18 protein-coding genes are annotated in these 22,141 nt (G+C 72.9%); 10 read left to right on the top strand and 8 right to left on the bottom strand.

The window, feature by feature from the left end; genetic code table 11:
- Positions 1 to 5: 5 nt before the first annotated feature.
- Positions 6 to 1,064, top strand: coding sequence for a polyprenyl synthetase family protein (locus STBA_RS03535; RefSeq protein ID WP_077057831.1), 1,059 nt, complete (start codon positions 6 to 8; stop codon positions 1,062 to 1,064).
- A 51-nt stretch (positions 1,065 to 1,115) separates the two neighbouring features.
- On the opposite strand, the gene STBA_RS03530 is transcribed toward STBA_RS03535, so the two are convergent.
- Positions 1,116 to 1,922, bottom strand: a complete 807-nt coding sequence (locus STBA_RS03530) for a tyrosine-protein phosphatase (protein WP_077057830.1) — start codon at positions 1,920 to 1,922, stop codon at positions 1,116 to 1,118.
- A 129-nt stretch (positions 1,923 to 2,051) separates the two neighbouring features.
- Here STBA_RS03530 and STBA_RS03525 point away from each other — a divergent pair, with 129 nt between their 5' ends.
- Both STBA_RS03525 and STBA_RS03520 read left to right on the top strand, forming a co-directional pair.
- On the top strand, positions 2,052 to 2,717 hold the full coding sequence (locus STBA_RS03525) for an alpha-ketoglutarate-dependent dioxygenase AlkB (protein WP_077057829.1): 666 nt from the start codon (positions 2,052 to 2,054) through the stop codon (positions 2,715 to 2,717).
- A 169-nt stretch (positions 2,718 to 2,886) separates the two neighbouring features.
- Entirely contained in the window at positions 2,887 to 4,242 is a 1,356-nt protein-coding gene (locus tag STBA_RS03520) for an ATP-binding protein (protein WP_077057828.1), read from the top strand.
- Between the two features lie 133 nt (positions 4,243 to 4,375).
- Here STBA_RS03520 and metG read toward each other — a convergent pair whose 3' ends face one another.
- Entirely contained in the window at positions 4,376 to 6,112 is a 1,737-nt protein-coding gene (metG, locus tag STBA_RS03515) for a methionine--tRNA ligase (RefSeq protein ID WP_077057827.1), read from the bottom strand.
- A 164-nt stretch (positions 6,113 to 6,276) separates the two neighbouring features.
- Between metG and STBA_RS03510 the strand changes: the two genes are divergently transcribed.
- Positions 6,277 to 7,443, top strand: a complete 1,167-nt coding sequence (locus STBA_RS03510) for an anhydro-N-acetylmuramic acid kinase (protein ID WP_077063080.1) — start codon at positions 6,277 to 6,279, stop codon at positions 7,441 to 7,443.
- Between the two features lie 17 nt (positions 7,444 to 7,460).
- Here the strand turns inward: STBA_RS03510 and STBA_RS03505 are convergent, their stop codons facing one another.
- From STBA_RS03505 to STBA_RS03490, 4 genes are all read right to left on the bottom strand, one after another.
- On the bottom strand, positions 7,461 to 9,638 hold the full coding sequence (locus STBA_RS03505; RefSeq protein ID WP_077057826.1) for an EAL domain-containing protein: 2,178 nt from the start codon (positions 9,636 to 9,638) through the stop codon (positions 7,461 to 7,463).
- Positions 9,635 to 10,447 (bottom strand): SAM-dependent methyltransferase, encoded by an 813-nt coding sequence (locus tag STBA_RS03500; protein ID WP_077057825.1) that lies wholly within the window; start codon positions 10,445 to 10,447, stop codon positions 9,635 to 9,637. Before STBA_RS03500 ends, STBA_RS03505 begins: the two co-directional genes overlap by 4 nt.
- 193 nt (positions 10,448 to 10,640) lie before the next feature.
- A complete protein-coding gene (locus STBA_RS03495) occupies positions 10,641 to 11,831 on the bottom strand; it encodes a transglycosylase family protein (protein WP_077057824.1) in 1,191 nt (396 codons plus the stop codon).
- Positions 11,832 to 12,097: 266 nt separating this feature from the next.
- Positions 12,098 to 12,913 carry a phosphatase PAP2 family protein gene (locus STBA_RS03490; protein ID WP_077057823.1) on the bottom strand — a complete coding sequence of 272 codons (816 nt, stop codon included), beginning with the start codon at positions 12,911 to 12,913 and terminating at the stop codon, positions 12,098 to 12,100.
- A 426-nt stretch (positions 12,914 to 13,339) separates the two neighbouring features.
- Between STBA_RS03490 and STBA_RS03485 the strand changes: the two genes are divergently transcribed.
- The 6 genes from STBA_RS03485 (at position 13,340) to STBA_RS03460 (ending at position 20,560) form a co-directional block, all read left to right on the top strand.
- Complete coding sequence (locus tag STBA_RS03485) at positions 13,340 to 14,527, top strand: ROK family transcriptional regulator (RefSeq protein ID WP_077057822.1); 1,188 nt, start codon at positions 13,340 to 13,342, stop codon at positions 14,525 to 14,527.
- A 153-nt stretch (positions 14,528 to 14,680) separates the two neighbouring features.
- Complete coding sequence (locus tag STBA_RS03480) at positions 14,681 to 16,204, top strand: sugar ABC transporter ATP-binding protein (RefSeq protein ID WP_077057821.1); 1,524 nt, start codon at positions 14,681 to 14,683, stop codon at positions 16,202 to 16,204.
- Positions 16,201 to 17,253, top strand: a complete 1,053-nt coding sequence (locus STBA_RS03475; RefSeq protein WP_077057820.1) for an ABC transporter permease — start codon at positions 16,201 to 16,203, stop codon at positions 17,251 to 17,253. The genes STBA_RS03480 and STBA_RS03475 overlap by 4 nt, the downstream gene beginning before the upstream one ends.
- Before the next feature lie 29 nt (positions 17,254 to 17,282).
- Complete coding sequence (locus STBA_RS03470) at positions 17,283 to 18,338, top strand: substrate-binding domain-containing protein (protein WP_077057819.1); 1,056 nt, start codon at positions 17,283 to 17,285, stop codon at positions 18,336 to 18,338.
- 29 nt (positions 18,339 to 18,367) lie between these two features.
- Entirely contained in the window at positions 18,368 to 19,537 is a 1,170-nt protein-coding gene (locus STBA_RS03465) for a Gfo/Idh/MocA family oxidoreductase (RefSeq protein WP_077057818.1), read from the top strand.
- A gap of 21 nt (positions 19,538 to 19,558) precedes the next feature.
- Complete coding sequence (locus STBA_RS03460) at positions 19,559 to 20,560, top strand: sugar phosphate isomerase/epimerase family protein (protein WP_077057817.1); 1,002 nt, start codon at positions 19,559 to 19,561, stop codon at positions 20,558 to 20,560.
- A gap of 136 nt (positions 20,561 to 20,696) precedes the next feature.
- Here the strand turns inward: STBA_RS03460 and STBA_RS03455 are convergent, their stop codons facing one another.
- Both STBA_RS03455 and STBA_RS03450 read right to left on the bottom strand, forming a co-directional pair.
- Entirely contained in the window at positions 20,697 to 21,203 is a 507-nt protein-coding gene (locus tag STBA_RS03455) for a gluconokinase (RefSeq protein WP_077057816.1), read from the bottom strand.
- A 61-nt stretch (positions 21,204 to 21,264) separates the two neighbouring features.
- The gene (locus STBA_RS03450; protein WP_171987629.1) at positions 21,265 to 22,029 is read right to left on the bottom strand and encodes a histidine kinase dimerization/phosphoacceptor domain-containing protein; all 765 of its coding nucleotides are present in this window, start codon (positions 22,027 to 22,029) and stop codon (positions 21,265 to 21,267) included.
- Between the last annotated feature and the right edge of the window lie 112 nt (positions 22,030 to 22,141).

Raw genomic sequence — 22,141 nt, 5'->3', positions numbered from 1 at the left:
AGCACGTGAACCAGCCAGCCCACCCGGACGGTGGCGTCCCGGCACTGCTGGAACGCGGCCGGGCGCTGGCCGCGCCCGCCCTGCGTGCCACCGTCGGCCGCCTCGCCCCGCCGATGAACACCGTCGCCGCCTACCACTTCGGGTGGATCGACGCCGAGGGCCGCCCGGCCGCGAGCGACAGCGGCAAGGCCATCAGGCCCGCCCTGGCCCTGCTGTCGGCCGAGGCGGCGGGCGCGGCGCCGGAAACGGGCGTGCCCGGCGCCGTCGCCGTCGAACTGGTGCACAACTTCTCCCTGCTCCACGACGACCTGATGGACGGCGACGAGCAGCGCCGACACCGCGACACCGTGTGGAAGGTCCACGGCCCGGCCCAGGCGATCCTCGTCGGCGACGCGCTCTTCGCGCTGGCGAACGAGGTGATCCTCGCCGCGGACACCGCCCACGCCGCGCGCGCCGCGCGGCGGCTGGCCGCCGCAAGCCGCCGGCTCGTCGACGGCCAGGCCCAGGACATCGCCTTCGAGCACCGCGAGCGCGTCACCGTCGCCGAGTGCCTGGAGATGGAGGGCAACAAGACCGGCGCGCTGCTCGCGTGCGCGGCCTCCATCGGCGCCGTACTCGGCGGCGCGGACGACGCCCTTGCCGATAGCCTGGAGCTGTACGGCCAGCACCTCGGGCTCGCCTTCCAGGCCGTCGACGACCTGCTCGGCGTCTGGGGGGACCCGCGCTCCACGGGCAAGCTGACGTGGAGCGACCTCAGACAGCGCAAGAAATCGCTGCCCGTGGTCGCCGCACTCGCGGCCCGCGGGCCCGCCGCGGAGCGGCTGACCGCGCTGCTGACGGCCGACGCCAAGAAGACGCAGGAGGAGTTCGACGACTTCGACGAGGCCGAGTTCGCCGTCAGGGCCGATCTGATCGAGGAGGCCGGCGGCCGGGCGTGGACCGAGGCGGAGGCCCGACGCCAGTACGACACGGCCGTGGCCGCCCTGCACCGCGTGGACATGCCGGAGCAGGTCAGGAACCGGCTGACCGCGCTCGCCGACTTCGTCGTGGTCCGCCAGAAGTGAGCCGGCCGGGACCGGCCGTGCCCGGCCCGGGCGGGGCCGCCGGTCAGCCGGTCAGCCGGTCAGCAGCGCGGCGCGCAGCCCTTCGCGCTCCGCCGCGGTCACGCCGAGCCCCTCGCTCAGGTACCGCTCGGTGCCGCCCCACGTCGCGTCGATCTGGTCGAACGCGGCCAGGATGTACTCCGCCCTGGCGTCGAAGAGAGGGGCCAGCAGACGGGCCACCTCCGGGTGCAGCTCCGCACCGCCGCCCTCCGTCTCGGGACCGCGCCGCACGCGGTACCGCCGGTGCGGCGCGTTGGACTCCAGGTAGTCCGCCAGGATCGTCTCCCGCGCCACGCCGACCGCGAGGAGCGTCACGGCCACCGTCAGCCCCGCCCGGTCCTTCCCCGCCGAACAGTGCACCAGCGCGGGCAGGCCGCCGCCGGACAGGGTCCGCAGCACCTCGCCGTGCTCCGCATTGCGGTGCAGCACCATCTCGCGGTAGCTCTCGATCATCCGCCGCACCGTCCGCTCCTCGGTCAGCTCGGCCCGCAGCCGCTCGAGGCTCCCGTCGCGCACCAGCGCCCAGAACTCGGCGCCGTCGGCCGGGTCGTTCAGCGGCAGGTTCACATTGCGCACCCCGGGCAGCTCGACGTCCAGGCCCTCCAGCGCCTGGTCGGTCGCGTTCCTGAAGTCGAAGACGGTGCGCAGCCCCAGACCGGAAAGGAACGCCCGGTCGGCCTCGGTCGCGTGGGCCAGATGCCCGCTGCGGTAGAGCACCCCGTGCCGCACCCGCGCCCCGCCCGCCGCCGGCAGGCCGCCCACATCGCGGAAGTTCCGTATCCCCACGAGCGCCGAATCACCCGTCTGCTGCCCCGTCACGTGCGTCTCCCTCCGTCGGCTGCCGCCGGCGCCCCGCCGCTGCCACCGCAGGGGCCGGTTCCCGGGCCGACCCTACGGCATGCCCCGGCCGGCGGCCCGGCCCTTCTTCTCCCGGGTGAGGATGGGGAGATGAACGACGAGCTGTTCCCGCGCGAGCGGGTCGAGGTGATGCCGGGCGCCGTGCACCTGCCGGGCTGGCTGCGGGACGGGCGACCGGCCGAGCTGCTGGCCGCCTGCCGCGCGTGGGCGCTGCCCCCGGCCGGGCTGCGCACGGTACGGACGCCGGGCGGCGGGGAGATGTCCGTCCGGCAGCTCAGCCTGGGATGGCACTGGTACCCCTACGGTTACGCCCGCACCGTCGTCGACGGCGACGGTGCGCCGGTCAAGCCGTTCCCCGCCTGGCTCGGCGACTGGGCGCGGCAGGCCGCCGCCGACGCCGGTCCTTCGGTCACCGACGCGGGCGGACCGTCCGGCATCCCGTTCGACATCGCCCTGGTCAACTTCTACGACGCCGGCGCCCGGATGGGCATGCACCGCGACAGCGACGAACGCTCGCCCGCGCCCGTGGTCTCCTTCAGCCTCGGCGACACGTGCGTCTTCCGCTTCGGCACCCCGCAGAGCCGCGGGCGTCCGTGGCAGGACGTCGAGCTGCGCAGCGGCGACGCGTTCGTCTTCGGCGGGCCCTCGCGCCTCGCCTACCACGGAGTGCCCCGCACCCGCCCCGGCAGCGGCCCGGCGGGGCTCGGACTGAGGGGCAGGCTGAACGTCACGGTCCGCGCCGCCGGGCTCGACTGAGTTCCTCCGGAGGGGGCCGCCGACGGGTGCCGCCGTCACGGCCGGGCCGGCTGTTTTCACTCGTTGGAAGGTGGCGAGGGGTGGCGAATGCCGGAACTGTGCCCGTTCGCCTACCTGTTGACGCATAGCGTGGCCTTACGCCCACTTGACCTGCCTGATAAGGACACCGATGCCAGAACAGCCACGCCACGGGGGAGGCGCGCCCCTGCACAGCCGGCTGGCCTTCGGCGCGCCGTGCGGCGGAGAGCTCGGGACCAGACGCCGCCTCCTGCGCCTGGCCACGTTCCCCGCCGTGCTGGTCGCCGTGATCGCAACCGCGGCCGTCGTGTATCTGCTGGTCGGCGGCCGGCCCGGGGCCCCCCACGGCGACTGTCCCCTGTGGGCCGTGCTCGCCTCGGCCGTGCTGCTGACCGGTGCGGTGGTCGTCGGGGCCGCCGTCGTCGCCGCGGGCGAGGCCAGGTCGCACACGGCCCGCCTCGCCGGGCTGCGCCGCCAGGCGGCCCGCGGGCGCGTGGAGCTCCAGGCGCTGCTGGTCAAGGTCGAGCGGGGCGAGCGCATCAGGCCGCCCGAGGGCCCGGCGCCCGCCGAGCCCGCCGAGGACCAGCTCGACCAGCTGCGGCACGAGATCGAGGCCGCCCAGCACGCCGCGGAGTCCGCGGTCTTCCAGGCGTCCTCCCTCGTCAGCGGCGGCGGTGACGAGCGGGTCGAGGTGTTCGTCAGCCTCGCCCGCCGCCTCCAGTCCTTCGTGCACCGGCAGATCGAGTACCTGGAGGAGCTGGAGGAGGACGTCGAGGACCCGGAGCTGCTGAAGGGGCTGTTCCACGTCGACCACCTGGCCACCCGCGTCAGACGGCACGCGGAGAACCTCGCGGTGCTCGGCGGCGCGGTGCCGCGCCGCCAGTGGAGCCGCCCGGTCGACATGTCCGAGGTGCTGCGGTCCTGCATCGCGGAGGTCGAGCACTACGCGCGGGTCAAGCTGGTGCCGCCCGTCGAGGGCAGCGTGCGGGGGCACGCCGTCGCCGACGTCATCCACCTTCTCGCCGAGCTCGTCGAGAACGCGACCGAGTTCTCCGCCCCGCAGACGCAGGTGCTGCTACGCGTGCAGCGCGTCACGGCGGGCATCGCGATCGAGGTGGAGGACCGGGGCCTGGGCATGACCCCGGCGGAGCAGGTCCGGATGAACGCCCTCCTCGCCGGCGCGGAGCGGATGGACGTGGCCGAGCTGCTGGAGGACGGCCGGGTGGGCCTGTTCGTGGTCGCCACCCTCGCCAGGCGGCACGACATCGTCGTACAGCTCCAGAGCAACATCTACGGCGGCGTGCAGGCCGTGCTCGTGCTGCCGTCCGAGCTGCTCGGCGACGGTCCCGGCGCCGGGCAGGGTGCGGGGCGCGCCATCGGGGCGCTCAGGGCCGCGCCGCTGGACAGCCTGTCGCGCGCCCCGCTGCCGCGCCGGCCGTCGCTGGTGCCCGGGGTCATGGCGGCGTCCCCGCAGGGCGCGGGGCTCGCCGAGGAGGCCGACGACTGACGTCACATCCGCTCGCGCCCCGTGGGAGGGAGGCGCCGCGGCCAGGACCGCGCGGACGGGCGGAGCAGTCGGCCCGGCCGGCGGGGACGGCGTGAGGACGGCGACTCCGGCCGCCCTCAGCCGGCCTCGGTCCTCAGCCGTCCTGGCCGCCGAAGCGCTCCCGGTACGCGTCGAGGTCATCGTCGGTGATCTTCGTGAACAGCACGGGCGGCACGGTGAAGTCCGTCCCGGCCGGCACCGTGTCCAGCGACCGCGCGGCCTCGGGCGTCACCCAGCGGGCCTCGCCGCCCGCGCCGCCCTCCGCGGCCGTCGCGAACACCGAGCGCAGCGTCCCGCAGGTGAACGGAATGACCGGCTCGGAGACCACCGCGTAGAGATGAATCAGATTCATCGCGGTGCGCAGCGTCAGCGCCGCGGCGTCCTGATCGGTCTTGATCTGCTGCCAGGGCGCCTTCTCCTCCAGGTAGGCGTTCCCCGCGCTCCACAGCGCGCGCAGCTGAGCCGTCGCCTTGCGGAACTGGAGCGCCGACAGGTGCTCCTCGTACTCCGCGAGGAGCCGCGCGACCTCCTCACCGAGCCGCCGCTCCGCCTCGCCCGCCGGATGCCCGGCCGGGACCCCGTCGCCGAAGCGCTTCCGCGAGAAGGTGAGCACCCGGTTGACGAAATTGCCCAGGGTGTCGGCGAGATCCTTGTTCACCACGGAGGCGAACAGCTCCCAGGAGAAGGACGCGTCGTCCGACTCGGGTGCGCCCGCCATCAGGAAGTACCGCCAGTAGTCCGCGGGCAGCAGCTCCAGCGCGGCGTCGGCGAAGATCCCGCGGCGCTGCGAGGTGGAGAACTTGCCGCCGTAGTACGTCAGCCAGTTGAACGCCTTGACGACGTCGACCTTCTTCCAGGGCTCGCGCGTGCCCAGTTGCGTGGCCGGGAACATCACCGTGTGGAACGGCACGTTGTCCTTGGCCATGAACTCGGTGTACCGCACCGCCTCGTCGGCCTCGTACCACCACGCGCGCCAGTCGCGCTCCTCGCCCTCGCCCGCCGCGTCCGCCCACTCCTTGGTGGCGCCGATGTAGCCGATCGGGGCGTCGAACCAGACGTAGAAGACCTTGCCCTCGGCCGCCAGCTCGGGCCAGACGTCGGCGGGGACCGGCACGCCCCACTCCAGGTCCCGGGTGATCGCCCGGTCGAGCAGCCCCTCGGTCAGCCACTTGCGCGCGATGGAGGAGGCCAGCGTCGGCCACTCCTTGCCCGCGGTGTCGACGAAGGACTCCACCTCCCGCTCCAGCTTCGACTGGAGCAGGAACAGGTGCTTGGTCTCCCGCACCTCCAGATCCGTGCTCCCGCTGACCGCGGAGCGCGCGTCGAGCAGATCCGTCGGGTCGAGCACCCGGGTGCAGTTTTCGCACTGGTCGCCGCGCGCCGCCTCGTACCCGCAGTAGGGGCAGGTGCCCACGATGTAACGGTCGGGCAGGAAACGGCCGTCGGCGGGCGAGTACACCTGCCGCGTCGCGCGCTCCTCGATGAACCCGTTCTCCTGGAGTTTGCGGGCGAAGTGCTGGGTGATCTCGATGTTCTGCGGGGACGACGTCCTGCCGAAGTGGTCGAAGCGGAGCCCGAAGCCGTCGTACACCGCCTTCTGCGCCTCGTGCTGCCGCGCGCAGAACTCGGCGACCGGCAGCCCGGCCGCCTTGGCGGCCAGCTCGGCCGGGGTGCCGTGCTCGTCGGTCGCGCAGATGTACAGCACGTCGTGGCCGCGCTGCCGCAGATAGCGGGCGTATACGTCGGCGGGGAGCATCGAGCCCACCATGTTCCCCAGGTGCTTGATCCCGTTGATGTAGGGCAGCGCACTGGTGATGAGGTGTCGGGCCATCCTCGGATGCTCCAATGGGTGAGTAGAGTCAATGAGCCCTGTCGGGCCGTGAATTGGGCCACGGAGTGTGACGGATCACGTTTATGGGCTTCACTCATCCTACCGAGCCGGTGGCGGGCGTCCCCACCAGGTTTTCCGGCGACCGGCCGTGGCTGGTGATCGGCATGCTCAGCGGCACCTCGTACGACGCGGTGGACGCCGCCGTCGCCGAGCTGGCCTTCGAGGGCACCGACCTGTGCCTGCGCCCCCGTGGCCTGCACACCGAGCCGTATCCGGCCGCGCTGCGCGGCGAGCTGGCCGGCTGCCTGCCGCCCGCCGCCACCACCCTGGAACGGGTCTGCCGGCTCGACACCGGACTCGGGCAGTTCTTCGGCGAGGTCGCGGCGCGCGCCGACGCGGCCCTCGCCGGCGGGCGCGCGGACCTCGTGGTCTCGCACGGACAGACGGTCTACCACTGGGTGGCGGACGCCCGCGCCCGCGGCACCCTCCAGCTCGGCGCCGCCGCCTGGATCGCCGAGGCCACCGGCCTGCCCGTGGTCTCCGACCTGCGCACCCGCGACATCGCACGCGGCGGGCAGGGCGCGCCGCTGGCCGCGCTGCTCGACGCGCTGCTGATCCTCGACGAGGCGCCGGGCGCGCCCGCGCGCGGGGCGCTCAACCTCGGCGGAATCGCCAACATCACCGCCCGCGGCGCCGACGGCGGTGTCCTCGCCTACGACCTCGGCCCGGCCAACGCGCTGATCGACGCGGCCGTCACCGAGGCGAGCGGGGGAGCGGAGTGCATGGACACCGGGGGCGCCCGCGCGGCCCGCGGCACCGTGGACGCCGGGCTGCTCGACGCGCTGCTGGACGAGCCGTACTACCGGCTGCCGCCGCCGAAGTCGACCGGCAAGGAGCTGTTCCACGCGGATTACCTGGGAACGCGGCTGCGCGCCGTGGGCCGGCGCCCGGCCACGGACGACCTGGTCGCCACGCTCACCGAGCTGACCGCGCGCCTGGTCGCGGCGGCCTGCCGCGAGCACGCGCTGACGGAGCTGGTCGTCTCGGGCGGCGGCGTGCGGAACCCGGTGCTGATGGACCGGCTGCGCGCGCTCGCCGCACCGGCCGCGCTCGTTCCGCCGGAGCGCTTCGGCCTGCCGGCGCAGGCGAAGGAGGCGTACCTGTTCGCCCTGCTCGGCTTCCTCACCGTGCACGGCCTCGCGGGCTCCGTGCCCTCGGCCACCGGCGCCGGTGGCCCCGCGGTCCTCGGCTCGCTGACCCCGGGCGCCGCGCCGCTGCGGCTGCCCGCGCCGCGCACGGCGCCGCCGCGGCGGCTGCGGATCGTGACCTGAGGCGGGCGGCCGCCCGCTCAGACCGCCTCGGGCAGGCGCTCCGGAGGGCCGGGGCGTGCGTAGAACCAGCCCTGGGCGGAGTCGCAGCCCAGCTCGCGCAGCTGCTCGGCCTGGGCGGATGTCTCCACGCCCTCCACGGTGACGGACAGTTGGAGGGTGTGGGCCAGCGAGACGATGCCCTCGACGATCTTCAGGTCGACCGGGTCCGCCGGGTCGCGCTGGAGGCCCTGCGTGAAGGAACGGTCCAGCTTGAGCGTGTCGGCGGGCAGACGGCGCAGGTTGGCCAGGTTGGAGTAGCCGGTGCCGAAGTCGTCCAGCGCGATGCCGACTCCGTACTCGGCCAGCTCGCGCAGGGGCCGCAGCTCGTTCTCGTCGGCCTTGATCATGGCGGTCTCGGTGACTTCGAGACACAGCGAGCTGGGTTCGAGCCCGGCCTCCTCCAGCACGGCGATGGTGTCCGCGACCAGCTCCGGGTGGTGCAGCTGGCGCGGCGAGAGGTTCACGTTGATCTTCAGCGGCCTGGCCCCGCCTATCCCGCGGACCTGCCACTGGCACGCCTGCCGCACCGCCTCCTCAAGGACCCAGCGGCCGAGCGGAACGATCAGCCCGGTGTGCTCGGCGAGCGGGATGAACCGGTCGGGGCCGAGCACGCCGTGCCGGGGGTGGCTCCAGCGCACCAGCGCCTCTGCACCCTCGATGCTGCCGTCCTCCATCTTGACCAGCGGCTGGTACTCGATGAAGAACTCGCAGCCCTTCAGCGCGGCCGGCAGGTGGTGCGTGAGGTGGTGGCGGCTGATCGCCCTGGCGTCGGAGTCGGGGTCGGCCAGCGCGTAGCGGTTGCCGCCCTCGGCCTTGGCCCGGTACATCGTGATGTCGGCGCTGCGCAGCACCTCGGCCGACGTCAGGTGCCGGGTGGCCCCCTCGACGACGCCGATGCTGGCCCGGACCAGCAGTTCCCTGCCGCCGACCTCCACGGGCGTGGCCAGGGCTTCGAGCGCCCGCTCGGCGAGCTCGGTGACGGCCCGCGGCTCGGGCGGGTCGGCCACCAGCGCGACGAACTCGTCGCCGCCGATCCGGGCCAGCATCTGGCCGGGTCCCGAGGCGCAGCCCTGGAGGCGCTCCGCCACGGCGATCAGCAACTGGTCGCCGACGGCGTGCCCGAGGCTGTCGTTGACGGCCTTGAACCCGTCCAGGTCGAGGTAGCACAGGCCGATGCGGGCCGGACCCGAGCCGCTGCGGTCCAGCGCCTGTTCGAGGCGCTCGAAGAAGAGGGAACGGTTGGGCAGGTCCGTCAGGGCGTCGTGGGTCGCCTGGTAGCGCAGCCGGAGATTCAGCAGGCGGCGCTCGCTGACGTCCTCGGTCATCGCGAGCATGTAGCGCGGCTCCCCTGAGGCGTCGCGCAGCAGCGAGACCGTGAGATTGGTCCACAGCGTCGTGCCGTCGTCCCGGGGATAGGACTTTTCGACCTGGTAGTGCTCACGTTCGCCGCGCATCAGCTCCTCGAGCATGCGCCCCGCCTCGGGGTGGTCCCCGGGGCGGGCCCAGTCCAGTACGTTCCGGTGGCGGATGTGCTGCTCCGAGCCGCCGAACATCTGGTTGAGGGCGTCGTTGACGTCGAGGATGGTGCCGTCCATGTCGGCGATGCCGATGCCGAGCGCGGCCCCCTTGAAGACCGCGCGGAAGCGCGCCTCGCTCTCGTGCAGCGCGTCCGCCATCTCCGTCTGGGCGGCGAGGGCCGCGCGCGACAGCGCCTCCTGTTCGCTCCTGGTGCGCTCCTGGAGGGCACGCGCGAAACCGGCGGACACCGCGTGCTGGAGCCGGGTGCAGCGGGCCCTGCTCTCCGAGGCGTCAGGACCGGCCTCCCCGTCCGTCGGGCCGCAGTGCGCCACCAGGTGGGAGTCGATGACGGCCAGGATGCCGGGCAGCGCGTCGGGGGACGTGCAGTGGGCCGCGACCAGGGCGGCGCCGACGGCGTGGCCGGGCGCGGGGTCGAAACGGGGGGCGCGCAGCGCGTCGGCGAGCCGGCGCGCGAGACCGAGCAGCAGCGCCTCGAACTCGGGTCTGGAGAGCGGGGTGGCGGCGCGCGGGTGGACGGCGCGGCACCAGAGGGCGGCGAAGCGGCGCAGGCCGTCGGACGGCTCCGTGCTGTCGCCGGTGCGATGGTGGCCGGTGGGCCCCGTTGGCGAGGATGTCACCCTTTGCGTCCTACTCCCGCGAAGCCGCTGTTCACCTTGGGACCCTCCTCGTCGGGCGGCCCGTCGGGCCGCCAGTCGGGCAATGGGACCACGCCTGGGGGAACGAGGTCGAAGCCCTCGAAGAAGTGCGTGATCTCCGCGCCGGAGCGCAGCACCAGCGTTGCGCCCGCCCTGCGGTAGACCTCCGAGATCCGCGCGTCCGGCACCGAGGCCGTGGGGCGGTGTTCGGGGGAGGCGTGGGTGAGGGCGAGCAGACTGCCCGGCGCGAGCATGTCGCGCAGTTCGGCGATCCGCTCGTGGGGCTTGTCGTCCTCGCCGAGGAAGTGCATGACGGCCACGAGCAGCAGGGCCACCGGCCGGCCGAGGTCGATCAGCCGGCCGACCTGCTCGCTGTTCAGGATCGCGGACGGGCCGCGCAGGTCGGCGGCGAGGATGTCCGTGCGGTCGTCGCCCGCGAGGACGGCACGGCTGTGGGCGACGGTGACGGGGTCGTTGTCGACGTAGACGACGCGGGTGTCGTCACCGGTCCGCCGGGCGATCTCGTGCACATTGCCGAAGGTCAGGATGCCCGACCCGATGTCGACGAACTGGGAGACGCCCTCCGCCACCGCGTAGCGCACGGCCCGCCGCAGGAAGGCGCGGTTGGCCAGGGCCAGCGCGGGCAGGCCGGGGAACGCCGCGATGGCCTCCCTGGCGGCCGCGCGGTCCGCCTCGAAGTTGTGGGAACCGCCCAGGTAGAAGTCATACATCCGGGACAGGCTGGGCACGGATGGATCGATGCCGGGCTGAGCCCAGGCGGATCGTTCCATCGGCGTCTCCAATGTCCCCTGCATATGCACGAATTGAACCCAGGCGGTCGAGACTACTGACCCTGCGGCAGATCGGGGAAGGAAACGGAGGAGCAACATCCTTCTGCGGGGCGGTTACCTGTCCATCTGTCCCGTATTGAGCGCCCGTCATGCGGCGGCATCAAGCCACCGCATGGCCGGAATGCGCCCACGCTCAGAGGGAGACGCCGTTCCCCCGCAGATAGGCGAGCGGATCGATGTCCGTGCCGAACGACTCCCCTGTCCTGATTTCGAAGTGCAGATGCGGTCCGCTGGAGTTGCCCGTCGAGCCGGACCGCCCCACCTGCTGGCCGTTGCCGACCGGCTGCCCCTCGGAGACGGAGATCGCGGAGAGGTGCGCGTACTGGCTGAAGTGCCCGTCCGGATGCCGGACAATGACCTCGTAGCCGAACGAGCCGGACCAGCCCGCCGAGACCACCTCGCCGGCCGTCACCGACTTCACGGACGTGCCCGTGGCAACGGGGAAGTCCACCCCGGTGTGGTAGCCGAGCGACCAGGAGCCGCCCGAGGCGTGGTAGGCGGTGCCGGTGCCGCCGCCGACCGGCGCGGAGTAGGCGGGGGCCGGGTCGGCGGGCTCCTCGGCCCGCTCGCCCTGGGGCTCCTCGGCCTCTTCCGGCTCGGGCTCCGGCTCCTCGCGCGGCTGCTCGGCCGCGGGCTCCTCCGGCTCCTCCTCCCGCTGCTCCTCGGTCTCCGCGTCGCGGTCCTGCGCGCGCAGCCGCAGCTCCTGGCCGGGCAGGATCAGGTCCGGATTGCCGCCGACCGTCTGCCGGTTCATCTCGTAGAGGGACTGCCAGCCGCCGCGGACCTCCTCGGTGCGGGCGATGCCGGACAGCGTGTCGCCGCGGACCACCTCGTACAGGTCGGCCGCGCGCTCCCCGCGCTCAGCCTGCGGGCGCGTCTGCGTCGCGGGGGCGGCGGCCTGCTCGGCCGCGGGCGCCGGGTCCGTGGCGATGTCGGGCCGCACTCCGTCGCGGGTCAGCCCGGCCTCGGCGGAGCAGGCGGGCCAGGCGTTCGGCCCCTGGCCCTCCAGCACCTTCTCGGCCACCGCTATCTGCTGGTCCCTGGTGGCCAGGTCGGCGCGCGCGGCGTACTCGGTGCCGCCGTACGCCTCCCAGGTGGTCTGGAGGAACTGGAGCCCGCCGAAGTAGCCGTTGCCGGTGTTGACGTCCCACCGGCCACTGCTCTCGCACTCGGCCACCTCCTCCCAGGTGTCCACGGAGGCGGCGGCCGCGCCGCTCGCGCCCATCAGCGGAATCGCCAGGCCGGCCCCGCTCGCGGTGACGGTGAGCGAGGCACGGGACACGGCATTCGGCCGGTATCGGCGGTGACGTCCACGTGTGGTCATGGGCGGGTCCCTCCCCGGGCCGAGTGCGCGAGCGCCGCGTCAGATTATGTCCTGATCAAGCGAGTTGTACGGCGGATCAACGATATGGGTGCGGAATGCACGGGGCAAGGGAGTCGCGGCGGCAGCCTGATGCCCCATCAGGCGCACGGTGGCACAGGAGCGGGCGCGGGGGGAAGACGGCCTGCCGGCGCTCCTCCGCCCGCCCCCGCACGGCCGAGGCCCCGCGGACCAGCAGGACCGCGGGGCCTCGGGGGCGCCGGCGCCGTTCACTTCTCGGGGCGCGCCGCTTCCACCGGGGGCGGCGCGGGGGCGGCTTCCCGAACCGCGCCGAGCCGCTGCCCTTCTGCGCCGGGTGCTGCCGCACCCGCGGCCGCGGGATCGGCCGCCGGCGCGCGTGCGGGTCGCGGTGGGCGCAGCACCATCAGCACGACCGCGAGGATCGCGCACGCCACGAGGCCGTCCATCCAGTAGTGATGGGCGGTGGCGACGACCGCGAGGATCGTGATCAGCGGGTGCAGCAGCCACAGCCAGCGCAGGCGGCTGCGGGTCGCGACGATGAGCGCGACGGCGATGAACACGGCCCAGCCGACGTGCAGCGAGGGCATCGCGGCGAACTGGTTGGCCATGGAGTCGGGCTCGGGCTTGTCGTAGACGGCGGGCCCGTACACCACGCCCGTGTCGATCATGTCCGCCGTGCCGAACAGGCGCGGCGGGGCGAGGGGCACCAGCAGGTGCAGGACGAGCGCGGCGCCGGTCAGCCAGGTCAGCACCCAGCGGACCCACAGGTAATGGCCGGGGCGGCGCCAGTACATCCAGATGAGGAAGACGACGATTGCGGGGAAGTGGACCGTCGCGTAGTACACGTTGATGCCACGGATGAGTGTCTCGCTGTTCAGCACGAGGTCCTGCACCCACGCCTCGCTCGGCAGCCGCAGGGCGCGTTGGAAATCCCACACCCGTTCGGCGTTCCGGAAGGCGTCCTCGAACTGCCCGTTGGCCGCCCGTCTGCCGAACTTGTACGCCATGTACAGGGCAATGACCAGCGGAAGCTCACGGATGAGCGGCGGGCGGGAGGTGGGCATGGACCGCTCCCGGTCCCGCGTGGTGAAAGGTCGTTTCAGCACGCGCGCGCTTGGCATAGGCACTATTCCCGATAGGCGGGGTTGGCGGACCGCGGTGATGAAACATGAACACCCCGATCGTTCATGTCTCGATCTTCTGTTCCCCGCATTGAGTTTACGGTGCGCCTTCCCGGCGTCCCGCACTGCCACACGCGAGTGCGCCGGCCCGCCGGGCCTCCGGGGCCCGCGCTCGCCCGGTGGCGGTGTCGGTGCAGGTCATGGCCCCCCGCTCCCTTGCTTTGTCCTCATTGAGGAAAAAGTTGAAGCGATCCGTGCAGAACTTCTTCCCACTCCGCCGGGCCGCTGCTAGATTCCCCACCCAAGCCCGGCGCGGATCTCGCGTCGGCGCCCGATGCCGACGGTGGCGGGAGGGACAGCGTGAGGCGCATGACGGCTCGGCCCGGGAACGCGCACCAGGCGCGGCTGCTGAGGCTGCTGCGCGATGGCGGGCCCAGTTCGCGCGCCCAACTGGGCGACCGGATCGAGCTGTCGCGGTCCAAGCTGGCGGTCGAGATCGACCGGCTGCTGGAGACCGGCCTGGTGGTGGGCGACGGATTCGCCGCTTCCCGCGGCGGACGCCGGTCCCACAACGTGCGGCTCGCGCCGCGGCTGCGCTTCCTCGGCGTCGACATCGGCGCCACGTCCGTCGACGTGGCCGTGACCAGCCCCGAACTGGAGATCCTCGGCCACCTGACCGAGCCGATGGACGTCCGCGAAGGCCCGGTGGCGGTCTTCGAACAGGTGCTGTCCATGGCCAACAAGCTCCGCGACGCCGGTCTCGCGGAGCGCTTCGACGGCGCCGGCATCGGCGTCCCGGGCCCCGTACGCTTCCCCGACGGGGTCCCGGTGGCGCCGCCCATCATGCCCGGTTGGGACGGCTTCCCCGTGCGCGAGGCGCTCGGCCAGGAGCTGGGCTGCCCGGTCATGGTGGACAACGACGTGAACCTGATGGCGCTCGGCGAACAGCACGCCGGAGTCGCCCACTCCGTCCAGGACTTCATCTGCGTCAAGATCGGCACCGGCATCGGCTGCGGCATCGTCGCGGACGGCAAGGTGCACCGCGGCGCCACCGGCAGCGCGGGCGACATCGGCCACATCCGAGTCGAGGCCGACGGCAGGCAGTGCCCGTGCGGCAACCGTGGCTGTCTTGAGGCGTACTTCGGCGGCGCCGCGCTCGCCGCCGACGCCGAGTCTGCCGTCCGGGACGGACGTTCGCCGGAACTGGCCGCCCGGCTCTCGGCCGCGGGCGTACTCTCGGCGGCCGACGTGGCCGCGGCCGCGTCGGCCGGTGACGTGGCCTCCCTCGACCTCATAAGGCAGGGGGGAAGCCGCACCGGGCAGGTCATCGCCGGCCTCGTCAGCTTCTTCAACCCCGCGCTCGTGGTGATCGGCGGCGGCGTGACCGGCCTCGGCCACACGCTGCTGGCCGCCATCCGCACCCAGGTCTACCGGCAGTCACTCCCGCTGGCCACCGGCAACCTCCCCATCGTTCTCGGCGAACTCGGCCCCGTGGCCGGCGTGACCGGCGCGGGCCGCCTGATCAGCGACCACCTGTTCAGCTACAACCCGACCTGACCGACCGGGGGCCACGGCGCCCCTCAAGAGCAGTACACGGCCCGCACCGGGCGCGTCCGCACCGGCCGCACGCACGAGCCGCACACCAGCACCGCACGCCACGTCCCTACCCACGCACGCCCGTGCGCCGGCACAGTCGCCGAGGAGGCCAGCATGGAAAGCGCGCAAACGCCGCTTCTCACCCTGACCGGCATCACCAAGTCCTTCCCCGGCGTCCGCGCCCTGGACGGCGTCGACCTCGACGTGGCCCCCGGCGAGGTCCACTGCCTCCTCGGGCAGAACGGCGCCGGGAAGTCCACGCTCATCAAGGTGATCTCCGGTGCCCAGCCCCCGGACACCGGGGAGCTCGCCTGGCAGGGCGAGACCGTCGCCATCGGCTCGCCGACCGCGGCCATGCGGCTCGGCATCGCCACCATCTACCAGGAACTCGACCTCGTCGAGCACCTGTCCGTCGCGGAGAACGTCCACCTCGGGCACGAGGCGTCCAGCGCCGGGTTCATCCGCCGGGGCGCGGCCCGCGCCGCCACCGCCGCGCTGCTCAGCCGCCTCGGCCACCCGGAGATATCGCCCGACCGCATCGTGAGCACGCTCTCCGCCGCCGGGCGCCAGGTCGTCAGCATGGCCAGGGCCCTGTCCCACGAGGCCCGGCTGATCATCATGGACGAGCCGTCCGCCGTGCTCGACCCGGACGAGGTCGGCAACCTCTTCCGCATCGTCCGGGACCTCACCTCCGAGGGCGTCGCCATCGTCTACATCTCCCACCGCCTGGAGGAGATCCGCGAGATCGGCGACCGGGTCACGGTGCTCAAGGACGGGCGGGCCGTCGCGCGCGGCCTGCCCGCCGGCACCACCGAGACCCGCGAGATCGTCGCCCTGATGACCGGCCGCGACATCGAGTACGCCTTCCCCGAGCGCCCCGCGCCCCAGGCGCGGGAATCCGGCGCCACCCCCGTCCTCGCGGTCGAAGGGCTCAGCAGGCGCGGCGAGTTCGCCCCGCTCGACCTCCAGATTCAGGCGGGCGAGATCGTCGGCCTCGCCGGACTCGTCGGCTCAGGACGCTCCGAGGTCCTGGAGACGATCTACGGCGCCCGCCGCCCCGACACCGGCCGCGTCCTGGTCGAGGGCCGCCCGCTGCGCCCGGGGAACGTCACGGCCGCCGTCCGCGCGGGCCTCGGCCTCGCCCCGGAAGAACGCAAGGGCCAGGGCCTGTTCCTGCTGGATTCGGTGACCCGCAACGTCTCCATCTCCTCCCTCCCGCGCTTCTCCAGGGGCGGCTGGATCGACCGGGCCGGTGAACGCGGCGCCGCCGCCCAATTCACCCGGGAGCTGTCGCTGCGGCCCGCCGACCCCGACGTCCAGATCCGCACCCTCTCCGGCGGCAACCAGCAGAAGGCCGTACTGGCCCGCTGGCTGCTGCGCCACTGCAAGGTCCTGCTGCTCGACGAACCCACCAGGGGAGTGGACGTCGGCGCGCGGGCCGAGCTGTACACCCTGATCCGCCGCCTGGCCGACGACGGCGTGGCGGTCCTGCTGGTCTCCAGCGAGATCCCGGAGGTTCTCGGCCTCGCCGACCGGGTGCTGGTGCTGCGGGAGGGCCAGGTCGTGCACACCGCCCCCGCCCGGGAGCTCGACGAGCACCGGGTTCTCGATCTCGTCATGGAAGGGAGTCAGGCGTGACCCACGGCGCCACCTCCGAACCCGCATCGTCGCCCCCGCTCGGCAAGCCGCAGCCGGACGCCCCGCCGCCCCCGGCGCCCGGCAAGCCCGTCGGCCGCGTCCTGCTCGGCCGCCTCGCCGACGTGCACAGCCTCTCGCTGATCGGCGTGCTCGCCGTCCTGGCGATCATCGGGGCCATCACCAAGCCCGACGCGTTCCTCAGCACGGACAACCTCCAGCTGATCCTGACGCAGGCGTCCGTCATCGGCGTGGTCACCGTCGGCGTGACGTTCGTCATCATCGGCGGCGGCATCGACCTGTCCGTCGGCGCCATCGTCGCCCTCGCCTCCGTGTGGTGCACCACCGTGGCCACGCAGGACTACGGCATGGCGGGAATGATCTTCACCGCCCTCATCGTGGGCCTCGGCTGCGGCCTGGTCAACGGCGTGCTGATCGCCTACGGGCCGATGGTCCCGTTCGTCGCGACGCTGGCCATGCTCGCCTCCGCCCGCGGCCTGGCCCTCCAGATCACCGAGGGCCGCACCCAGGTCGTCTCCGTCGACGCCGTGCTCGACCTCGGCGGCCGTGACGCCTACATCTTCGGGATACCCCCGCTCGTGCTCATCTTCGCCGGGGTGACGGCCATCGGCTGGGTCCTGCTCAACCGCACCACCTTCGGCCGGCGCACCGTGGCGATCGGCGGCAACCCCGAGGCCGCGCGGCTGGCCGGCATCGCCGTCAAACGCCAGCGCCTGATGATCTACGCCCTGTCCGGCCTGTGCTGCGGCATCGCCGCGTTCATGCTCGTCGTGCTCAGCGGCTCCGGCCAGAACACGAACGGCAACCTCTACGAGCTGAACGCCATCGCCGCCGCGATCATCGGCGGCACCCTGCTCAGCGGCGGGCGCGGCACGATCATCGGCTCCGTGCTCGGCGTGCTCGTGTTCACCACCATCACCAACTTGTTCACCCTGAACAACCTGGACAGCGCGGGCCAGCAGATCGCCCAGGGCGCGATCATCGTGGCCGCCGTCCTGCTCCAGCGCCGCTCCGCCGCACAGCAACCCTGACGATTGACGATTACGGAAGGTCCGCATCCATGAGTGCTTCATCCGCCAGGCGTTTCGCCAGCCGCAGAGGTCTCCTGTTCGGCGGCGCCGCCGCCTCCGCAGGCGTGCTGCTCGCCGGCTGTACCAGCAACGACACCGGCGACGACGAGGAGGACAGCCAGCAGGCCCCGGCCGCGGAGGAGAGCGAGGGCCCGCCGGTCACCATAGGTTTCGCCGGCCCGCAGGCCGACCACGGCTGGCTGAACGCCATCAACGAGAACGCCCGCTCGCGCGCCGAGACCTACGCGGACGTCACGCTGGAGATCACCGAGGGCTCCAACGACACGGCCACCCAGATCGGCCAGATCGAGACGCTGATCAACAGCGAGGTCGACGTCCTCGTCATCCTCCCGGCCGACGGCATCGCGCTGACCCAGATCGGCCTCACCGCGATGCGGGCCGGCATCCCCGTGATCAACCTGGACCGGATCTTCGACAGCCCCCAGGCGTACCGCTGCTGGATCGGCGGCGACAATTACGGCATGGGACTCAACGCCGGACACTTCATCGGGGAGCAGCTCCGTGACGTGCAGAACGCCCGGGTTGTGGAGCTGTCGGGACCGGACAACCTGGAGCTGACCGGTCAGCGCACCCAGGGCTTCGACGACGCGCTGGCCAACTACCCCAACATCGAGAAGGTGGCCAGGCAGGCGGCCGAGTTCACCGTCGAGTCGGGGCAGGAGGTCATGTCCGGACTGCTCCAGGCGCAGTCGGAGTTCGACGCGCTGTGGAACCACGACGACGACCAGGGCGTCGGCGCCCTGCGCGCCATCGACCAGGCCGGGCGCGACGAGTTCATCATGGTGGGCGGGGCGGGCGCCAGGTCGGCGATGGACGCCATCCAGGCCGACAATTCGGTCCTCAAGGCCACGGTGCTCTACCCGCCGACGATGGCCGCCTCGGCCATCGACCTGGCCCGCGCGCTGGGCCAGGCGAAGGGTATCGGCGGGCTCGCCGAGTTCGAGATCCCGTCCTCCGTCACCCTCTACTCCGCCGTCGTCACGAAGGAGAACGTCGAGCAGTACCTGCCGACAGGCTTCAACTGACGCTTCATCCGCAACCGACAGGGAACCAGATGCCGCATTCCACCTCCGCCCCTCCACTCGGCGTCGGCATGGTCGGCTACGCCTTCATGGGAGCCGCCCACTCGCAGGGCTGGCGCACCGTGGGCCGGGCGTTCGACCTGCCGCTGTCCCCCGTGCTCGCCGCCGTGTGCGGTCGTGACCGGGCGGCCGTATCGGCGGCGGCCGACCGCCTCGGCTGGGCCGCCGCCGAGACCGACTGGCGGGCGCTCATCGCCCGCGACGACGTGAGCCTCGTCGACATCTGCACGCCCGGCGACAGCCACGCCGAAATCGCCATCGCCGCCCTGGAGGCGGGCAAACACGTGCTGTGCGAGAAGCCGCTGGCCAACACCGTGGCCGAGGCCGAGGCCATGACCGAGGCGGCGCAGGCCGCCCGGGAACGGGGCCAGCTCGCCATGGTCGGCTTCAACTACCGGCGCGTTCCGGCGCTGGCCCTGGCGCGCCGCCTGATCGCCGAGGGCCGCATCGGCACCCTGCGCCACGTCAGGGTCAGCTACCTCCAGGACTGGGGGGAGGACCCCGACCTCCCCCTGGTCTGGCGCCTCCAGAAGGACAAGGCGGGCTCCGGCGCGCTGGGCGACCTCGGCGCGCACATCGTCGACCTCGCCCAGCACCTCTCGGGCGAGCTGCTGACGGGCGTCTCCGCACAGACCGAGACCTTCGTCAAACAGCGGGCCCTGCCCGGCGGGGAGGCCGGGCAGCTCGGCGAGGTCACCGTGGACGACGCCGCCGCATTCACCGGCCGGCTCGCCTCGGGCGCCCTCACCTCGTTCGAGGTCAGCCGGCTCGCCGCGGGCCGCAAGAACCAGCTGCGGATCGAGCTGAACGGTGCCGCGGGCTCGCTCGCCTTCGACCTGGAGCGGCTGAACGAGCTGGAGTTCCACGACCACACCCTGCCCGCGGCCGAAGGCGGCTTCCGCCGCATCCAGGTGACCGAGGGGGACCACCCCTACCTGGAGGGCTGGTGGCCGCCCGGCCACGGTCTCGGCTACGAGCACACCTTCACCCACCAGGCCAGGGACCTGGTGCACGCGATCGCCTCCGGTACCCAGCCGGAGCCGAGCTTCGCCGACGGCCTCCAGGTCCAGCGGGTCCTGACCGCGATCGAGGAGAGCGCGGCGAAGAACGCCGTCTTCACCCCCGTCCCCGTTCCCGAGTGAGGAGAGGCAGGAGTAAGCACCATGCCACGCAAGTTCACCCTGTTCACCGGCCAGTGGGCTGACCTGCCCCTGGAAGAGGTCTGCCGGCTCGCCCGCGACTTCGGCTACGACGGCCTGGAACTGGCCTGCTGGGGCGACCACTTCGAGGTCGACCGCGCCCTCGCCGAGCCCGACTACGTCGCGGGGCGGCACGCCCTGCTGGAGAAGTACGGCCTGGAGTGCTTCGCCATCTCCAACCACCTCGTCGGCCAGGCGGTGTGCGACAACCCCATCGACGAACGCCACCAGGGCATCGTGCCCGCCAGGATCTGGGGCGACGGCGAGCCCGAGGGCGTGCGCACCAGGGCCGCCAAGGAGATGGCCGACACCGCCCGCGCCGCCGCGGCCTTCGGGGTGCGGACCGTCATCGGCTTCACCGGCTCCTCGATCTGGCACCTCGTCGCCATGTTCCCGCCGGTCCCGCCCGGCATGATCGAGCGCGGCTACGAGGACTTCGCGACACGCTGGAACCCGATCCTCGACGTCTTCGACGCCGAGGGCGTGCGCTTCGCGCACGAGGTGCACCCCAGCGAGATCGCCTACGACTACTGGACCACCAAGCAGGCCCTCGAAGCGGTCGACCACCGCCCGGCGTTCGGGCTGAACTTCGACCCGAGCCACTTCGTGTGGCAGGACCTGGACCCGGTCAACTTCCTGTACGACTTCAGGGACCGCATCTACCACGTGGACTGCAAGGAGGCCCGCCGCCGCCTCGACGGCCGCAACGGCCGCCTCGGGTCCCACCTGCCGTGGGGCGACCCGCGCCGTGGCTGGGACTTCGTCTCCGCCGGGCACGGCGACGTGGTCTGGGAGGACGTGTTCCGGATGCTGCGCTCCATCGGCTACGACGGGCCGGTATCCGTGGAGTGGGAGGACGCCGGCATGGACCGGCTGGCCGGCGCGCCCGAGGCCCTGGCACGGCTGCGCTCCTACGACTACCCGCCGCCCACCGCGTCGTTCGACGCGGCCTTCGGCAGCGAGTGACCCCGGCGTCCCGCACCGGAGCGGTGCGGAACAAGCGGGCTTGAGCCGGCCACCGGGTACGCATGGCGTGCTGAGTGCCTTTGCGATGCGTACCCGGTGAGGCAGCTGAAGGGTGCGGCGGTCGCCCGCCGCGGGCTCACTGCACCGCGAGTACCTCGATCGCCTGGTCCACGAGCTCCTCGGGCGTCGGACGGACGTCGAGCACCGCGCCGTTCTCCCCGGCGCCGAGCGGCTCCAGGTCGGAGAACTGCGAGGCCAGCAGCGCCGGCGGCATGAAGTGCCCGGTGCGGCGCCCGAGCCGCTCCTCTATCAGCTCCTTGCTGCCCTCCAGGTGGAGGAAGAAGACACCGGGCGCGCCCGCCCGAAGCGTCTCGCGGTACGCCCGCTTCAGCGCCGAGCAGGTCATCACCCCGCCGCTGTCCTCCTTCTCGCGCTCGCCGAGCCACGCGCCGAGCGAGCGGAGCCATGGCTCGCGGTCGGCGTCGGTCAGGGGAGTGCCGGCGGACATCTTGGCGACGTTGGCGGGCGGGTGGAAGTCGTCCGCCTCGGCGAACGGCACGCCCAGTCGCTCGGCCAGGGCCCGGGCGACGGTGGTCTTGCCCACGCCGGAGACACCCATGACGACGACGGTCGAGTAAGCCATGCCCCTACTATCCGGCGCGCCGGGCGGCTTCTCCAAACGCGTGCAGGACCCGGCGTCCGGCTCACTCCGGGGCGCGCAGCAGCGTCCTGGCCCGCCGGAGCTCCGCCTCGGACTCCCTGCCCATCGTGGCGATCACGTGCAGGGACTGCCCGGCCCGTTCGGGTGCCGCGTCCAGCACCCGGTCCGCCGCCTCCGCGTGCACCACCATGCCCGCGACGCGGTGGCCGGTCAGGTCGTACATCTCCCGGCAGATCTCGGCGCGCTGGTCCGCCACCGCCGCGCGGTGCCGGTCCGAGCGCAGCTGCGCCAGGCCGTCGGCGCGTTCCGCGAGCTGCCTGCGGTAACAGCGGCGGCAGCGGGCCCGGAAGCCGAGCGCCCAGCTGAGCGCGATCGGCACCGACAGGGCAACGGTCATCTCCACCGCCGTGCCCAGGCCGCGGTCCTGCCGCACCGCGGCGAGGGCGGCCGCGCCCAGGCCGCCGATCAGGGCGAGCCGCACAGCCCACCGGGCGCCCAGATCGGCCGCGGCGCAGACGATGGCATACACGGCGAACGCGGCGACGGCGGGTCCGCCCGACCACACGATCTGCGCCAGGCACACCGCCAGGGCGAGCACCAGGGTGCGCTCCGGGACCCGCCGCCGCAGCGCGACTCCCAGGGACAGGGACAGCGCCGTCACCGCGCTCGCCGCCGCGGCCCAGCCCCGCAGCTCGGGATCGGCCACGATGTTCACACCGCACAGCACGAGCAGCAGCACCGCCCAGACGAGGTCGGCGTCCACGGGGCGCCGGTGCGGGGAGCCCGGCTTCACGGCGGCCACATTCATGGCCGCCAGGTTACGGCCGCCGCCGCGCCCCGAAGTCGGCCCCAGGGCCGATCCGGCGTTCCCGCACATCCCCTTCAGGGTGGATGCGCCGCGGGGATGCCGCGTGGCCGGC

It is taken from the genome of Streptomyces sp. MP131-18 (assembly GCF_001984575.1).
In the GTDB taxonomy this organism is placed as follows: domain Bacteria; phylum Actinomycetota; class Actinomycetes; order Streptomycetales; family Streptomycetaceae; genus Streptomyces; species Streptomyces johnsoniae.
Note: the sequence above shows the minus strand (reverse complement) of the source record. Positions and strands in the feature narration are given on the sequence as shown.

What these genes read in the sequence shown, in the direction of transcription:
- STBA_RS03525 (WP_077057829.1), top strand. Translation starts at nt 2,052, where the DNA reads ATGAACGACGAGCTGTTCCCGCGCGAGCGGGTCGAGGTGATGCCGGGC.
- STBA_RS03520 (WP_077057828.1), top strand. Translation starts at nt 2,887, where the DNA reads ATGCCAGAACAGCCACGCCACGGGGGAGGCGCGCCCCTGCACAGCCGG.
- metG (WP_077057827.1), bottom strand. Translation starts at nt 6,112, where the DNA reads ATGGCCCGACACCTCATCACCAGTGCGCTGCCCTACATCAACGGGATC.
- STBA_RS03510 (WP_077063080.1), top strand. Translation starts at nt 6,277, where the DNA reads ATGCTCAGCGGCACCTCGTACGACGCGGTGGACGCCGCCGTCGCCGAG.
- STBA_RS03500 (WP_077057825.1), bottom strand. Translation starts at nt 10,447, where the DNA reads ATGGAACGATCCGCCTGGGCTCAGCCCGGCATCGATCCATCCGTGCCC.
- STBA_RS03495 (WP_077057824.1), bottom strand. Translation starts at nt 11,831, where the DNA reads ATGACCACACGTGGACGTCACCGCCGATACCGGCCGAATGCCGTGTCC.
- STBA_RS03490 (WP_077057823.1), bottom strand. Translation starts at nt 12,913, where the DNA reads ATGCCCACCTCCCGCCCGCCGCTCATCCGTGAGCTTCCGCTGGTCATT.
- STBA_RS03485 (WP_077057822.1), top strand. Translation starts at nt 13,340, where the DNA reads ATGACGGCTCGGCCCGGGAACGCGCACCAGGCGCGGCTGCTGAGGCTG.
- STBA_RS03480 (WP_077057821.1), top strand. Translation starts at nt 14,681, where the DNA reads ATGGAAAGCGCGCAAACGCCGCTTCTCACCCTGACCGGCATCACCAAG.
- STBA_RS03470 (WP_077057819.1), top strand. Translation starts at nt 17,283, where the DNA reads ATGAGTGCTTCATCCGCCAGGCGTTTCGCCAGCCGCAGAGGTCTCCTG.
- STBA_RS03465 (WP_077057818.1), top strand. Translation starts at nt 18,368, where the DNA reads ATGCCGCATTCCACCTCCGCCCCTCCACTCGGCGTCGGCATGGTCGGC.
- STBA_RS03460 (WP_077057817.1), top strand. Translation starts at nt 19,559, where the DNA reads ATGCCACGCAAGTTCACCCTGTTCACCGGCCAGTGGGCTGACCTGCCC.
- STBA_RS03455 (WP_077057816.1), bottom strand. Translation starts at nt 21,203, where the DNA reads ATGGCTTACTCGACCGTCGTCGTCATGGGTGTCTCCGGCGTGGGCAAG.
- STBA_RS03450 (WP_171987629.1), bottom strand. Translation starts at nt 22,029, where the DNA reads ATGAATGTGGCCGCCGTGAAGCCGGGCTCCCCGCACCGGCGCCCCGTG.